The sequence below is a fragment of the Gilliamella sp. wkB195 genome (genome assembly GCF_001690445.1).
GTDB lineage: Bacteria > Pseudomonadota > Gammaproteobacteria > Enterobacterales > Orbaceae > Gilliamella > Gilliamella apicola_E.
Genome location: NZ_LZGP01000018.1, coordinates 13,966 through 28,012, shown reverse-complemented (window position 1 = coordinate 28,012; position 14,047 = coordinate 13,966). Strand labels below are relative to the sequence as shown.

The window sequence follows — 14,047 nt, the reverse complement described above, 5'->3', positions numbered from 1 at the left end:
GTGGTTTTAGCAATAAAAATCAAGTTTTGAACTATCATACTCGTTACCGATTAATAAGCAAAGCAATCAATTGTTAACTCATTCATTTTGGGTGATTAACCTAAATCACCTAAACGAACTTGAAGGGCGGTTATGGCTGTTAGTGCAGCTGTTTCAGTTCGTAAAACTCGTGGACCGAGTAAAATATCTGTAAACTGATATTGATGCGTCATCTGAATTTCTTCGTTAGATAGCCCACCTTCTGGTCCAATTAATAAACTAATGTTTTTATCCTCAGACGACAGTTGATTTATGCCTTTTTCTGCTTTTGGATGTAAGTTGAGTTTTAAGCTATCAGTTAAACTTGCACACCAATTTTCTAATTTCATTACCGAGTTTATGGTAGGAATGATGTTACGCCCACATTGTTCACAGGCAGAAATAACAATTTTTTGCCATTGTTGAACCTTTTTTTCAAGCCTTTCTTGATCGAGCTTTACGCCACAGCGTTCAGAAAGTAGTGGGGTAATGGTGCTTACTCCTAATTCAACTGATTTTTGAATAGTAAACTCCATTTTATCACCACGAGAAATAACTTGGCCTAAATGAATGTTTAAAGGTGATTCTCGATCATCAAAAACAGTCGTTGCTGTTTTTACAACAACGTTTTTTTTGTTTACTTCATGGATCACTGCTGGGGTAATTTGGTTAGAGCCGTCAAACAAGGTCACTGATTCGCCAGGCTTCATTCTTAATACACGGATCAGGTGATTAAAAGCATTATCGTCCAAGGTAATTAGGCTATTTTGGTTGATGGTGTAGGGTTGAAAAATTCGAGTCATATCATCTTTTATTCACTATTATTTGAAATAAATTATAGCGTAATTTAATAAGATTCGGTAATCTCTATTTTAAACAATATCAATGCTTGGAATTGAATATGACATTAACGATTAAAGATAGAGTATTAATTGAATCTCTAACAGTTTATACCACAATTGGTGTTTATGATTGGGAAAAAAACATCAAACAGAAGCTAGTCCTTGATTTAGAAATGGCTTGGGATAATAAGCCAGCAGGAAAGAGTGATAATGTAGAATTTTGCTTAGACTATTTCGTTGTTTCACAATCAATAACATCATTTATTGAAGCAAATAAATTTGAGCTTATTGAAACGGTAGCTGAACGAGTTGCACAGTTAGTTATTGAACAATTTTCAGTTCAATGGTTAAAAATCAAAGTTTCAAAACCAGATGCGATTGCTAATGCAGGTAATGTTGCTGTGATTATTGAACGTAGTATTAATTAACTCAACAAATTAATGAATAAAAAAAACGAAACGCTAGATAAAGCCCTTAATGAGCGAAGTGATAATTTACATCATAGAGCTTTTAAAAATAGTGAGCCTTTTTCAATTAAATTGACTGACGCTTTACGTTGGCGCCTTAAACGTAAGGTCTTACCCCCAAAAGCGGGATATCAAGTATTTAACCAAACTTGGTGTAGCTCAATTGATTTAAATTTAGAAGGTGATAGAGTCTGGTGGATAGGGCATTCAACTACGTTAATAAGACTTAATAATAAATGGATATTAACCGATCCGGTTTTTTCCAACCGAGTCTCGCCGTTCCAATTTATTGGCCCCAAACGACGAACTAAACCCGCTATTACTATCGATAAATTACCAACGATTGATGTAGTTTTGATATCGCATAGCCATTATGACCATCTTGATTTTAATAGTATAAGGCAACTGGTAAAACGTTTTCCACAAATGACTATTTTAGTTCCCCTAGGGCTCAAAACCAAACTATTAAAATGGGGAGCGAAGCAAGTTATTGAGTTGGACTGGTGGCAATCTTCTAATATTGGTGGAATAACGTTTACTGCGACACCAGCAAAGCATTGGAGTAATCGTGGTGCTTTTGATGTCAACAAATCATTATGGTGTGGTTGGATAATGCAGAATGATGACTCGCCGTTATCAAAAAATATCTACTTTATGGGGGATACCGGCTATTCAACCAGTTTAAAGAAAATTGGCGAAAGGTTTAAGCAAATCGATCTAGCCTTAATCCCCATCGGCGCATATGCACCGCGTTGGTTTATGCAATCACAGCACATCGACCCTCAACAAGCATTGCAACTGTATGATGAATTAAATTGCCAATCAGCGATCGCCATTCATTGGGGAGCTTTTGAATTAGCTGATGAATCGTTAGATGAACCACCGTTTTTATTAAATTCTTTGAAGAAAGGTCGTGCTTTTCACGTAATAAAAATAGGTGATAGCTTTGCTATCAATCAGTTTAATAATGCATTAGAATAATGAATAAATTATAGGATAACTAAATATTTGCGAGGGGATATGATGAAACCAGTAATTATCGCACTAACTTGCCTTACACTAAGTTTAAGTTTAACAGCTTGTGGTGGTAAAAATGATGAAGGCAAACAGTACCATTGGTCAAAAGCTCACGGTGTGCTTGAAGATTGCCGAGGGGTGATGAATAAATCAGAACAATGCCAAAAAAATTCAAACAATCAACAGTACTTATTCCAAATAGATAGGTATTAATATGAGCGCTTGGCTTGTTTATGCTTTGCTATCGGCAATTACCGCTGCCTGTGTTGCAATTTTAGGTAAAATTGGTTTACAACACCTTGATGCCAATACTGCAACAGCAATACGGGCTATTGTTATGGCGATTTTTTTAGTTGGCGTGGTTGCCGTGCAAGGAAAGCTAAATCTAATTAACACGTTCTTTAACGATAAGAAAGCATTACTTATTATCGCATTGAGTGGAGTCGCTGGAGCATTATCTTGGTTATTCTACTTCATGGCAATTAAAGAAGGTAAAGTCTCGCAAGTTGCCCCGATTGATAAACTTAGCGTTGTTTTTGCCGTAATTTTTGCTGTTATTATCTTTGGCGAAAAAATTTCATTTCTTTCAGCCATTGGTGTTGCCATGATTGCTGCAGGTGCTGTTTTAGTTGCGCTATTTTAATAAATTATTAAACAGCTCAACTGTCACATATTCACCTTTAGCAACATTGCCTCTTTCTTGCTCAAGGATGATAAAGCAGTTGGCATGATTAAACGACTGAGTTAGATGTGAGCCTTGTTGACCAGTTGAAGCAACTTCTAATTCACCTTCAGAATTAACTTGCAACACACCGCGTTGAAAATCTAATCGGCCAACACTTTTTTTAAGATTCGTTGCTGCTTTAACTTTAAATGACAGATTGTTAGAGGTTAAATGCTCTCCTGACAGTGCTAAAATCAAAGGCTGAACTAACTGATAGAAAGTGACCAATGTCGAAACTGGATTGCCGGGTAATCCACAAAACAACGCATCACCTATCTTTCCAAAAGCAAACGGCTTACCGGGTTTTATAGCAATTTTCCAGAAATTAATTTTACCCAGTGTTTCTAAAGCTGTTTTTGTATAATCTGCATCACCAACAGAAACGCCACCGCTTGTAATCACTAAATCAGCAAGTTTAGACGCTGTTTCAAGTGATTGCTTAATTCGGTTCGGATCATCGGCAATAATACCTAAATCGATAATTTGGCAATTTAATTTAGATAATAATAATTTTAGCGTAAATCGATTACTATCATAAATTGCACTTTTGTTTGTTAGCGGATCACCAATATCGGTTAATTCATTTCCGGTTGAAAAGATAGCGACTTTTATTTTTTTATAGACGACTAATTCAGTTATACCAAGCGTGGCTAAACTTGATAGTGTTGGAATGGTTAAACGTGTACCTTTAGTCACCACCACCGAATCTTGTTTAACATCTTCGCCGATACAACGAATATTGCTACCTAATTTAATATCACCTAAAAAATTAATACCTGACTCTGTTTGCTCTGTCTCTTCTTGCATCACCACAGCATCAGCTTGTTCAGGAACAGGCGCGCCAGTCATAATGCGTAAGCAACTCCCTGAAGGCCAATTCAGATTTGAGATATCATCTCCAGCAAAAATAGTACCGGCTAAAGGTAATAATTTCGATTGATTGATATCAGCTAACCTTACCGCATAACCATCCATAGCCGAATTGTTAAAACTTGGTACATTAATTGGAGAAATAACCGGTTCAGCAGTAACACAATCTAAGGCGTCAAATAATGCAACTTTTTCACTTGAAAGTTGATTGTATAATGATGATGCTTCAAGTATATTTTTTTTAGCTTGCTCAAAGGTTAATAACATAAATGAAGCTCCTTATAATTGATTATCCATTCAGGGAAGAGTGATATTGGCGAGTTATTAATTTTACAAAATTGAAATAAATAGGGTGCGGTATTAAACTGCACCCATTAAAACTTGATTATACATTAAATAAGAAATTCATAATATCGCCATCTTGCACGACATAATCTTTTCCTTCTGAACGCATTTTTCCTGCTTCTTTAGCACCTTGTTCACCACCATATTTGATAAAATCATCAAAGGCAATGGTTTGTGCACGGATAAATCCTTTTTCAAAATCGGTGTGAATTTTCCCCGCAGCTTGAGGTGCAGTATCACCAACCGAGATAGTCCAAGCACGAACTTCCTTAACGCCAGCAGTAAAATAAGTTTGTAAGTTAAGTAAACTATAACCCGCGCGGATAACTCTATTTAGACCCGGTTCGGTTAAACCAAGATCTTGCATAAATTCATCACGATCAGCATCATCAAGCTCAGCAAGTTCTGCCTCAATAGCTGCACAAACTGGTACTACGACAGCTTTTTCTTGTTCAGCGATGGCTTTCACTTTATCTAAAAACGGATTGTTTTCAAAACCATCTTCATTGACATTCGCAATGTACATAGTGGGTTTTAACGTTAAGAAACTAAGATATTTAATCGCATCTAGTTCTTCTTTACTTAAATCTAAAAGTAATAATTTTTTACCTTGTTCAAGGTGAGGAAGGCACTTTTCAAGAATCTCAAGTTCATATTTAGCGTCTTTATCACCACCTTTGGCTCGTTTTTGTAAACGGGTAATAGCGCGTTCACAGGCTTCAAGATCGGCTAACGCAAGTTCTGTGTTAATAATTTCGATATCTTCAGCTGGATCGATTTTACCTGCAACATGAACAATGTTTTCGTTTTCAAAACAACGAACAACATGGCCAATTGCTTCGGTTTCACGAATATTAGCTAAGAATTGGTTACCAAGTCCTTCACCTTTAGATGCACCTTTTACTAAACCTGCGATATCAACAAATTCCATGGTCGTTGGTAATGTTCGTTGCGGCTTAACAATTTCCGCTAATTGATCTAAACGCGGATCGGGCATTGGCACTACGCCTGTATTAGGTTCGATGGTACAAAACGGAAAGTTAGCCGCTTCAATCCCAGCTTTAGTTAGTGCATTAAAAAGCGTTGATTTACCCACATTTGGTAGACCGACAATTCCACATTTAAATCCCATATTGTTTATTACCTTGTGTTATAAAAATCTTAAACAATGATTATATACTAAATTGCACTAATTGTGCTAATGTTGATGATATAAGAAGATCGAAATCAACACTTAAAACGATACTATGCTTAATCTCAAAATAGTTTTATTAACAGTATGATTGTTAGCTAATTTTGAAAGGTTAATCCGAGCTGATATAATTGATTTTTTTTCACTCCATAAATTTCAGCAGTAATCGCAGCGGCTTTTTTTAAAGGTAGCTCATTTAATAACAGTTTTAGTGTATTAATTGCTTTTGCATCAATCACATCATCCGTTTTACTCACACCTTCGGCAATTAAAACGAATTCGCCTTTTTGTCGGTTACTATCTTCTTCTAACCATTCAATCAGATCTTTTATGGAAAAATGGACGATGGTTTCCCATGTTTTGGTCAGCTCTTTAGCTAACACAATCTGTCTATCGCTTCCCCAAATGGTTTGCATATCATGCAAGGTATCTAAAAGTCGATGCGTTGATTCGTAAAAAATCATAGTTCGTGGTTCATCAATTAACGTAGTGAGATAATCTTGTCGAGCTTTTGTTTTAGCCGGTAAAAATCCCTCATAACTAAATCTATCGGAAGGTAATCCAGCCACTGAGAGTGCCGCAATGGCCGCACATGCACCAGGGATGGGTACTACATTAATATTATTTTCACGGCAAGCTTTCACTAAATGATAACCGGGGTCATTAATTAATGGTGTGCCTGCATCAGATATTAACGCTATTGATAATCCTGATTTAAGTTTTTCAATTAATAGTTGTGATTTTTCTTGCTCATTATGATCATGTAAGGCGAACAATTTGGCTTTAATCCCCAAATGTTGCAAAAGCAGCCCACTATGACGGGTATCTTCAGCCGCAATTAAGTCAACTTGCTTAAGTGTATTAATCGCGCGAAGGGTAATATCATCTAAATTACCAATAGGTGTTGCTACAATATATAAAGTCATTATTTTGGGATCACTGTAAATTTTTAAGTCTTAAATATACTATACCAAATTTAATGTACATACTCCTAGTGCCGAAAAAAGTCTTAATCAATAAAACATAGACGAATAATAGGGCATTTATTAAACCAAATTTTAGCAATCATTTTATACTCAATTTGGTGACAGATTTCATCTAAAAATCGCCTAAATAACTTACAATAAGCAACATAAACTGTAAAATTTGCCGAATTTACAGTTTTTAAGCAATAAAAATGCTATTTTAGCTGTGATTTTATTGATTTAGCTTGCTGGTAATTAATATAATAGCTTTTTGTTATAAAAACGATAAAATGTTCGTATTAAAACTATATATATAAATGAAAGGTGTTATTGTGAAAAAAATTCTCACATTAAGTTGTTTAAGTTTGATGATTTCTGCTTGTACGCAGACAAATCCAGCTGATATCGAAGATATATCTGATTCATCGAGATCTTCTACCTCCTCGGTTTACACAAAACCGCCTGAAATTATTTCCAAAGGTAATCGAGCGCCATCATCTACATCAACTTATACACCATCGGCGCCAGCATCTCGTAATTCGACTAGCGGTTCAACTAGTCAAGGTGTTGTGACATCTAATGAACGTATTGTCTATAATCGTGATTATAATGATATTCCAAAAGGTGGCTATCAAGGTGATACTTACACCGTCAAACGAGGCGATACACTGTTTTATATTGCTTGGGTAACCGGTAATGATTATCGAGCATTAGCTGCTAAAAATAATATCAAAGAACCTTTTGCTGTTAGTGTAGGTCAAGTGCTTGATGTTAGCGGTGGCACAACGATCGTTGAAACTAAAAAAACCACGTCAACGAATACTCCTGCTCAGACTAGTTCAACAAAACCAGTTGTAACAACAGTAACTACTACAACAACTACTACATCTGGTACTAATAAACCAACCAATACAGTTGAAACTACTGAAACTGTAACTGAACCGGCTTCAACCACATCGCCATCGCCATCTAGCTCAACATCGAATGTTGCCAATATTACATGGCAATGGCCGGCACAAGGTAAGATCATTGAAAAATTTTCTAATGCCACTAAAGGTATAGATATTGCTGGTTCATTAGGCGCTAAAGTCGTTGCAGCAGCGGATGGTCGAGTGGTTTATTCTGGTAATGCATTACCAGGTTATGGTAACTTAATCATTGTAAAACACAATGATGACTATTTAACGGCGTATGCGCATAACCAAACTATTTTGGTTAAAGAACAACAAAATGTTCGAGCAGGTGAACAAATTGCGACAATGGGCGCAACGGGAACTTCATCAGTACGGCTACACTTTGAAATTCGTTATAAAGCGCAATCAGTCGATCCATTAAAATACTTATCTAAATAATAAGTGTTTAAAACGATTAAAACGTTAAAAATGCACTTAATCAAACGTGCATTTTTAACGAAAGTCCAATTCATTTAACCATTTTATTTTACGTAACTAAGGAGTTATATTCATGGCAGTAAAAAAATTAGTTCTTATTCGTCACGGAGAAAGCGTTTGGAATCAAGAAAACCGTTTTTGTGGTTGGACTGATGTTGATTTATCTGACAAAGGTAACAAAGAAGCTGCTGAAGCAGGTAAATTACTAAAACAAGAAGGCTTTACATTTGACTATGCATATACTTCAGTTTTAAAACGCGCAATTCATACATTATGGCACATCCTTGATGAAGTTGATCAAGCATGGTTACCGGTTGAAAAGAACTGGAAATTAAACGAACGTCATTATGGTGCGTTACAAGGTTTAAATAAAGCTGAAACTGCTGCTAAATATGGTGATGATCAAGTTAAATTATGGCGTCGTGGTTTTGCTATCACTCCTCCTGCACTTGAAAAATCAGATGAGCGCTTCCCTGGTCACGATTCACGATATAGCAAATTACCAGAATCAGAATTACCATTAACTGAAAGCCTAGCATTAACAATTAAACGTGTACTTCCTTATTGGGAATCAACTATTGCACCACGTGTTGCAAAAGGTGAACGTGTTATTATTGCAGCTCACGGTAACTCTCTTCGTGCTCTAGTTAAGCATTTAGACAATATCAGTGATGATGACATTATCGATGTTAACATTCCAACTGGCGTACCATTAGTTTATGAATTTGATGACAATATGAAAGTTGTTAAACATTACTACTTAGGTAATGCTGATGAAATCGCAGCTAAACAAGCAGCGGTAGCAAACCAAGGTAAAGCCAAATAATTTATTCATCAAAAAGGTAAGTCGAGAGACTTACCTTTTACTTTTAGTGTTACTGATAATTACTATTTAACTTTTTGAGACGCAAATTTTGTCTAAAATTTACTATATTTATGGCGTAATGAATGCCGGAAAATCCACTGAATTACTACAAATAGATCATAACTATTTAAGTAATAATATGCAGACATTATTACTTAAATCATCGGTCGATACTCGCGACTCCGCAGTTGAGATTGTATCTCGACTTGGATTACGTAAAAAAGCATTACAACTTGATGATAATACTGTTGATGGTATTATTGAACAGATCAAACAAAATAACTATGCGTGTATTTTGATTGATGAAAGTCAATTTTTATCGTCCAATACCATATGGAAGTTGTCAGACGTATGCGATGAGTTTGGCGTTCCAATGATGTTTTTTGGATTAAAGACCGATTATATGGGACATTTGTTTGAAGGTTCGAAAACATTATTAGAAATTGCTGATAATTATAGAGAACTTAAAACCGTATGCTGGTGCGGTAAAAAAGCGACAATGATTCTGTTAGAAGGTGAAAACGGACAAATCGTTAAATTTGGTAATTCAATTCATCTTGGTGATAGTGAATACCATTCAGTTTGTCGAAAACACTGGAAAGCAGGGAAGGTAAGACCCAATTAACGCATATCCTTGCTTATGATGGATATATATTTTAATTATAATTATAAGGAATTAATCTCATGAAAATTAGAAATCTTACGTTAGCTCTAGCGCTTGGAGCAATCTCCTATTCTGCCAATGCTACACATTATATTATTACTGACACCGACATTCAAATTAGAAAAGGTGGCTGGGTAGTATCAAGTGATCAGCATGCAAAAGGTGCACCGAATTTTTATTTAAGAAATACAGTTCTTAGAGGTGGGCTTCAAAATGATGTTGAAGTTTTAACTATTAAAAGTGATGGATTGACTATTAAATTAAGCCCAACTCGTGGTCTAGGTATCCTTTCAGTTGAAGGTGATGGAGTCCGTTTAGGTTGGGATTCCCCGGTTGAAGAAATCGTTCATCCAAATAATATCAACTTAGAAAGCCGTGGTGGTAATGGTTGGTTAGATGGTTTTAATGAAATGATGGTTCGTTGTGGTTTTGAATGGACAGGTCATGCAGTACAAGCTGATGGAATGATGTATACCCTTCATGGACGTGCGCAAAATACACCTGTTTCAAAACTGTTTGTTGATATTGAAGACGAAGCACCATACACCATTACCGTTAGTGGTCTTATCAAAGAAAAAGCTTTCAAAAAAAGCAATTTAGAAACTTGGGTTAGAATTTCTCATGTACCAGGAACTAAAGAGTTTACTGTTCACGATACTGTGACTAACCAAGGTGATTACCCGCGTGATTATCAAATTATCTATCACAGCAATTTTGGTACACCAATCCTTGAAGAAGGGGCAAAATTTGTTGCACCTGTTAAAGAAGTTTCACCATTCAATGATTATGCGGCTACCGGCCTTAAAAATTGGCAAACCTATTTAGGACCAACAAAAAACTTTGACGAAATGGTTTATAACATCTTCCCTTATGCGGATTCAAAAAATCAAACTCAAGTGATGTTGGCTAACAAAGCAGGTGATAAAGGGGTTGGTATTTCATTTAATACTAAACAGTTACCAGTGCTTACATTATGGAAAAACACCGATACGCTTAAACAAGGTTACGTGACCGGTATTGAGCCAGGTACAAGCTTTGCCTATCCAGTTACTATTGAACGTGAACAAAAACGTGTTCCTCAATTAGAACCAGGTAAAAGCGCTGACTTTAAGCTAACATATAGCTTATTATCAAATAAAGAAGCTGTAAAAACTTATGGTGACAAAATTAAAACCATCCAAGGTAAACAAACTACAAAAGTAGTTGAACAACCAATGGCTAAAGAATAAGTTATATCAAATTCCACCGCTAACAAAAAGGTTAGCGGTGACTTTCACTCCGCGATTAAAAAAATTCCCATACCTTAACGCACTAATCTAAGTTAAAATAAATTCAGAAATTTGACTGTAGGAATCAATATGAGAAGAATGATAGTTGGTATAAGTGGCGCAACAGGCTTTGCTTATGGTATAAAAGCTTTAGAACTCCTAAAACCAATGGACATTCAAACCCATCTTGTCATATCAAAAGCGGCTAAAATAACCGGGAATTACGAACATTCTAAATCCCAGTTAGCACAATTAGAATCTTTAGCCGATATGGTCTATTCGGTTGACAATATTGGCGCTGCAATTGCTAGTGGGTCATATAAAACAATGGGCATGTTAGTTGCACCTTGCTCGATGCGAACACTGGCAGCAATAGCTCATGGTCTATCTGATAATTTATTAACACGCGCTGCTGATGTCGTTTTAAAAGAGCGTCGTCGCTTAGTGTTAATGACACGAGAAGCCCCATTACATCTAGGACACATTAAAAATATGGAAGCGGTGACATTAATGGGGGGAATTATTTTTCCACCTGTTCCTGCGTTATATCAACATATTGAAAGTGTCGATGATATTATCACTCATAGTGTTGCCAGAGCGCTTGATCTGTTTGATATTGATGTACCTAGTTTACCGCGCTGGGGTGAGGATATGAGTCTTAATCAAAAATTTGAATAAAATAATGAAATCATCTGACCATAAAATCGTGCAATTTATTAAACAGCAACATGTGTTAAGTTTGAGCCTAATATTAGCAGAAAACCAACCTTGGTCATGCAACGCATTTTATGTATTTGATGAAGTTAATTGGTGCTTATATTTCTTATCAGAATTGAAAACCCAACACGCACAAGCGATGCTAAAAAATCCTAATGTTGCTGGCACGATTAGCATTAGTCCAAAATCGATTGCCAAAATTCAAGGGATACAATTTACGGGCAACGCTCAATTGCTTGCTGAGAATCAAGCAAGTCATGCTTATAAACTTTATTATCATGCCTTTCCTTTTGCCAGAGTGATGAAAGCACCGATTTGGTCTATTCAATTGCAACAAATCAAGATGACAAATAACCTAATGGGTTTTGCGCATAAAACCCATTGGCAACGTAATGAAGGCCTTTAAAAGCAGACTTAGCTTTCGAAAATAAACATCATCCAGCGAATGATATTAACATCGAATTATTTTGGGGGGATTCCTTCTTCGAATTCAGGATAACCATCACAAATAATATCCCAATTCGCTTTTGAACCGGTATAAATATGAATACGCTTTTCTGCATTAATTGGTTCATTAATTAGGCCAATACGTAATCGATAACTATGATTATCATTATCACGACTAGAAAAAAGGTGTGAACCACATTGACCACAAAAATGGCGATTAACGCCTGAGCATGAAAAAATTTTTATCTTTTCTTCGCCATTAATAAAAGTTAAATCTTCCTTGTTAATGGCTGTTGCAGCATTAAAAGCCGAACCTGTTTGTTTGCGACAACGCGAGCAATGACAATACACAATTGTTTTAATCTCATTATTTAGTTGATAGACAACCTTGCCACATAAACAACTTCCTGTCATCATAATTTATTTACCTTTTTTATTTATCATTTGTTAACACATTATAAAGACAGATAAAAATAAATTACAAGTAATTTAAAAAATAGATAAAAAAAGTTGAGGAGCGGGGTTTTTGAGGAAAAAAAGCACCAATAATTAGTGCCAATAATCAAATAAACTAAATTTACTTATTTATCCGATTTATTCCCTTCAAATACATTAAAATCAGAAATAAGTTAGGAATAACTTAAAAAATAGAAAAAAAGTTGAGGAGCGGGGTTTTTGAGGAGAAAAAGGCACCAATAATTAGTGCCTATAATCGAATATCTTTTTATATAAGAGAAAAACAGTCAGCATTTTTCAATAAAATAGCGCATTATGCGGTTATCGGTCGTTAGTTCGGGATGGAATGAGCAGACTAAAATATTATCTTGCTCTGCCATTACGCAATGATTATCAATAAAAGCAAGTTGTGTGACTTGCTTGCCCGCCTTAGCAATATAGGGCGCTCGGATAAAAACAGCTGGAACTTGCTTGCCAATAGGTGCAATATCTAACATCGTCTCAAAGCTAGCAATTTGCCGACCAAATCCATTACGTTCAACCACAATATCCATCAAACCCAGTTGTTCAACTTCGCTATGGCTTGTTTCATTACCGCAAAGCACCAAACCCGCGCAGGTACCAAAGATCCCTTTACCTTGCTTGGCAAACTCTTGGATTGGTTCAAATAAGCCATTTTGCCGAATTAAACGACTTATTGCTGTTGATTCACCACCCGGAATAATTAAACCATCAACTTGACTCAATTGCTCGGGCTTTTTTACTGCAATTGGGATGACTAAATCAATAGTTGCAAGCATATTTAAATGTTCAGTCACTGCGCCTTGTAAATTAAGCACACCAATGGTTTTACTTGCTTTTGAGCTCATTACCAACCTCGCTCCTGCATTCTTTCAGATTCGCTTAATTTACTAATTTCGATACCTTTCATCGCTCCACCTAATCCTTTTGAAAGTTCAGCTAATCTTGGATAATCGTCAAAATATGTTGTTGCTTGAACGATTGCTTTAGCGAATTTTTCCGGATTTTGCGATTTAAAAATACCTGAACCAACAAACACACCATCGGCACCAAGTTGCATCATCAATGCAGCATCAGCAGGCGTAGCAATGCCACCAGCAGCAAAATTAACAACCGGTAGTTTACCCAGTTGTTTGATTTGTAATATCAACTCATAAGGTGCACCAATCTCTTTAGCAAATGTCATCAACTCATCTTTTGATTTACCAACAACTAAACGAATTTGTTCATTCACTCGACGTATATGCCTTACTGCTTCTACAATATTACCTGTTCCTGGTTCACCTTTGGTGCGTAGCATCGAAGCACCTTCACCAATTCGACGCAGTGCTTCGCCTAAGTCACGACAACCACAAACAAAAGGTACGGTAAATTCATCTTTCAATAAATGATATTGTTCATCCGCTGGTGTCAGCACTTCGCTTTCATCAATATAATCTACGCCCATGGACTCTAAAATGCGTGCCTCAACGATATGACCGATTCGCGCTTTTGCCATAACAGGTATGGTAACTGCTTTCATCACTTCTTCAACGATTGTTGGATCAGCCATTCGTGCTACGCCTCCAGCAGCGCGTATATCAGAGGGAACACGTTCTAAAGCCATTACAGCCACTGCACCTGCTTGCTCAGCAATTTTTGCTTGTTCGGCATTAACTACATCCATAATCACACCGCCTTTTTGCATCTGTGCCATGCCACGTTTTACTGTTTGTGTACCTGTTTTCATGATTACTCCTAATTAAATAAAGTATTATTCAAAATAAAATTGCTACAAT

General features: G+C 36.2%; 17 protein-coding genes. 10 read left to right on the top strand and 7 right to left on the bottom strand.

What is annotated here, in order from left to right; genetic code table 11:
* Positions 1–95: 95 nt before the first annotated feature.
* Entirely contained in the window at positions 96–821 is a 726-nt protein-coding gene (gene rsmE, locus A9G08_RS05030; RefSeq protein ID WP_065562643.1) for a 16S rRNA (uracil(1498)-N(3))-methyltransferase, read from the bottom strand.
* 98 nt (positions 822–919) lie between these two features.
* On the opposite strand from rsmE, the gene folB reads away from it, so the two are divergent.
* Genes folB through A9G08_RS05010 form a run of 4 tightly spaced genes read left to right on the top strand, consistent with a single transcriptional unit; the run spans position 920 to position 2,987 of the window.
* Entirely contained in the window at positions 920–1,288 is a 369-nt protein-coding gene (gene folB / locus A9G08_RS05025) for a dihydroneopterin aldolase (RefSeq protein WP_065562642.1), read from the top strand.
* Between the two features lie 12 nt (positions 1,289–1,300).
* Positions 1,301–2,308: an MBL fold metallo-hydrolase gene (locus tag A9G08_RS05020; RefSeq protein WP_065562641.1), complete on the top strand. Its 1,008-nt coding sequence runs from the start codon at positions 1,301–1,303 to the stop codon at positions 2,306–2,308.
* 39 nt (positions 2,309–2,347) lie between these two features.
* On the top strand, positions 2,348–2,557 hold the full coding sequence (locus A9G08_RS05015; RefSeq protein WP_141673930.1) for a hypothetical protein: 210 nt from the start codon (positions 2,348–2,350) through the stop codon (positions 2,555–2,557).
* A 1-nt stretch (position 2,558) separates the two neighbouring features.
* Positions 2,559–2,987: an EamA family transporter gene (locus tag A9G08_RS05010; RefSeq protein ID WP_065562639.1), complete on the top strand. Its 429-nt coding sequence runs from the start codon at positions 2,559–2,561 to the stop codon at positions 2,985–2,987.
* Here the strand turns inward: A9G08_RS05010 and moeA are convergent.
* The 3 genes from moeA to rsmI form a co-directional block, all read right to left on the bottom strand.
* The gene (moeA, locus tag A9G08_RS05005) at positions 2,979–4,205 is read right to left on the bottom strand and encodes a molybdopterin molybdotransferase MoeA (protein WP_065562638.1); all 1,227 of its coding nucleotides are present in this window, start codon (positions 4,203–4,205) and stop codon (positions 2,979–2,981) included. The two genes, A9G08_RS05010 and moeA, sit on opposite strands and share 9 nt — an antisense overlap.
* A gap of 118 nt (positions 4,206–4,323) precedes the next feature.
* On the bottom strand, positions 4,324–5,415 hold the full coding sequence (gene ychF / locus A9G08_RS05000) for a redox-regulated ATPase YchF (protein WP_065562637.1): 1,092 nt from the start codon (positions 5,413–5,415) through the stop codon (positions 4,324–4,326).
* Between the two features lie 158 nt (positions 5,416–5,573).
* On the bottom strand, positions 5,574–6,401 hold the full coding sequence (rsmI, locus tag A9G08_RS04995; protein ID WP_065562636.1) for a 16S rRNA (cytidine(1402)-2'-O)-methyltransferase: 828 nt from the start codon (positions 6,399–6,401) through the stop codon (positions 5,574–5,576).
* Between the two features lie 371 nt (positions 6,402–6,772).
* Here rsmI and nlpD point away from each other — a divergent pair, with 371 nt between their 5' ends.
* The 6 genes from nlpD (at position 6,773) to A9G08_RS04965 (ending at position 11,751) form a co-directional block, all read left to right on the top strand.
* A complete protein-coding gene (gene nlpD, locus A9G08_RS04990; RefSeq protein WP_255305724.1) occupies positions 6,773–7,792 on the top strand; it encodes a murein hydrolase activator NlpD in 1,020 nt (339 codons plus the stop codon).
* A gap of 112 nt (positions 7,793–7,904) precedes the next feature.
* Positions 7,905–8,657, top strand: coding sequence for a 2,3-diphosphoglycerate-dependent phosphoglycerate mutase (gpmA, locus tag A9G08_RS04985; protein WP_065562634.1), 753 nt, complete (start codon positions 7,905–7,907; stop codon positions 8,655–8,657).
* A gap of 88 nt (positions 8,658–8,745) precedes the next feature.
* Positions 8,746–9,321: a thymidine kinase gene (locus A9G08_RS04980; protein WP_065562633.1), complete on the top strand. Its 576-nt coding sequence runs from the start codon at positions 8,746–8,748 to the stop codon at positions 9,319–9,321.
* Between the two features lie 59 nt (positions 9,322–9,380).
* On the top strand, positions 9,381–10,589 hold the full coding sequence (locus A9G08_RS04975; RefSeq protein WP_065562632.1) for an aldose 1-epimerase family protein: 1,209 nt from the start codon (positions 9,381–9,383) through the stop codon (positions 10,587–10,589).
* Between the two features lie 129 nt (positions 10,590–10,718).
* Positions 10,719–11,306 carry a UbiX family flavin prenyltransferase gene (locus tag A9G08_RS04970; protein WP_065562631.1) on the top strand — a complete coding sequence of 196 codons (588 nt, stop codon included), beginning with the start codon at positions 10,719–10,721 and terminating at the stop codon, positions 11,304–11,306.
* Positions 11,307–11,310: 4 nt separating this feature from the next.
* The gene (locus tag A9G08_RS04965; protein ID WP_065562630.1) at positions 11,311–11,751 is read left to right on the top strand and encodes a pyridoxamine 5'-phosphate oxidase family protein; all 441 of its coding nucleotides are present in this window, start codon (positions 11,311–11,313) and stop codon (positions 11,749–11,751) included.
* Between the two features lie 56 nt (positions 11,752–11,807).
* Here the strand turns inward: A9G08_RS04965 and A9G08_RS04960 are convergent, their stop codons facing one another.
* The 3 genes from A9G08_RS04960 to pdxS all read right to left on the bottom strand — a co-directional run bounded on the left by A9G08_RS04960 (position 11,808) and on the right by pdxS (position 14,001).
* Positions 11,808–12,209 (bottom strand): GFA family protein, encoded by a 402-nt coding sequence (locus A9G08_RS04960; RefSeq protein WP_081299491.1) that lies wholly within the window; start codon positions 12,207–12,209, stop codon positions 11,808–11,810.
* A 326-nt stretch (positions 12,210–12,535) separates the two neighbouring features.
* Complete coding sequence (gene pdxT / locus A9G08_RS04955) at positions 12,536–13,117, bottom strand: pyridoxal 5'-phosphate synthase glutaminase subunit PdxT (RefSeq protein ID WP_065562629.1); 582 nt, start codon at positions 13,115–13,117, stop codon at positions 12,536–12,538.
* Positions 13,117–14,001 (bottom strand): pyridoxal 5'-phosphate synthase lyase subunit PdxS, encoded by an 885-nt coding sequence (gene pdxS / locus A9G08_RS04950; protein ID WP_176701519.1) that lies wholly within the window; start codon positions 13,999–14,001, stop codon positions 13,117–13,119. Before pdxS ends, pdxT begins: the two co-directional genes overlap by 1 nt.
* Between the last annotated feature and the right edge of the window lie 46 nt (positions 14,002–14,047).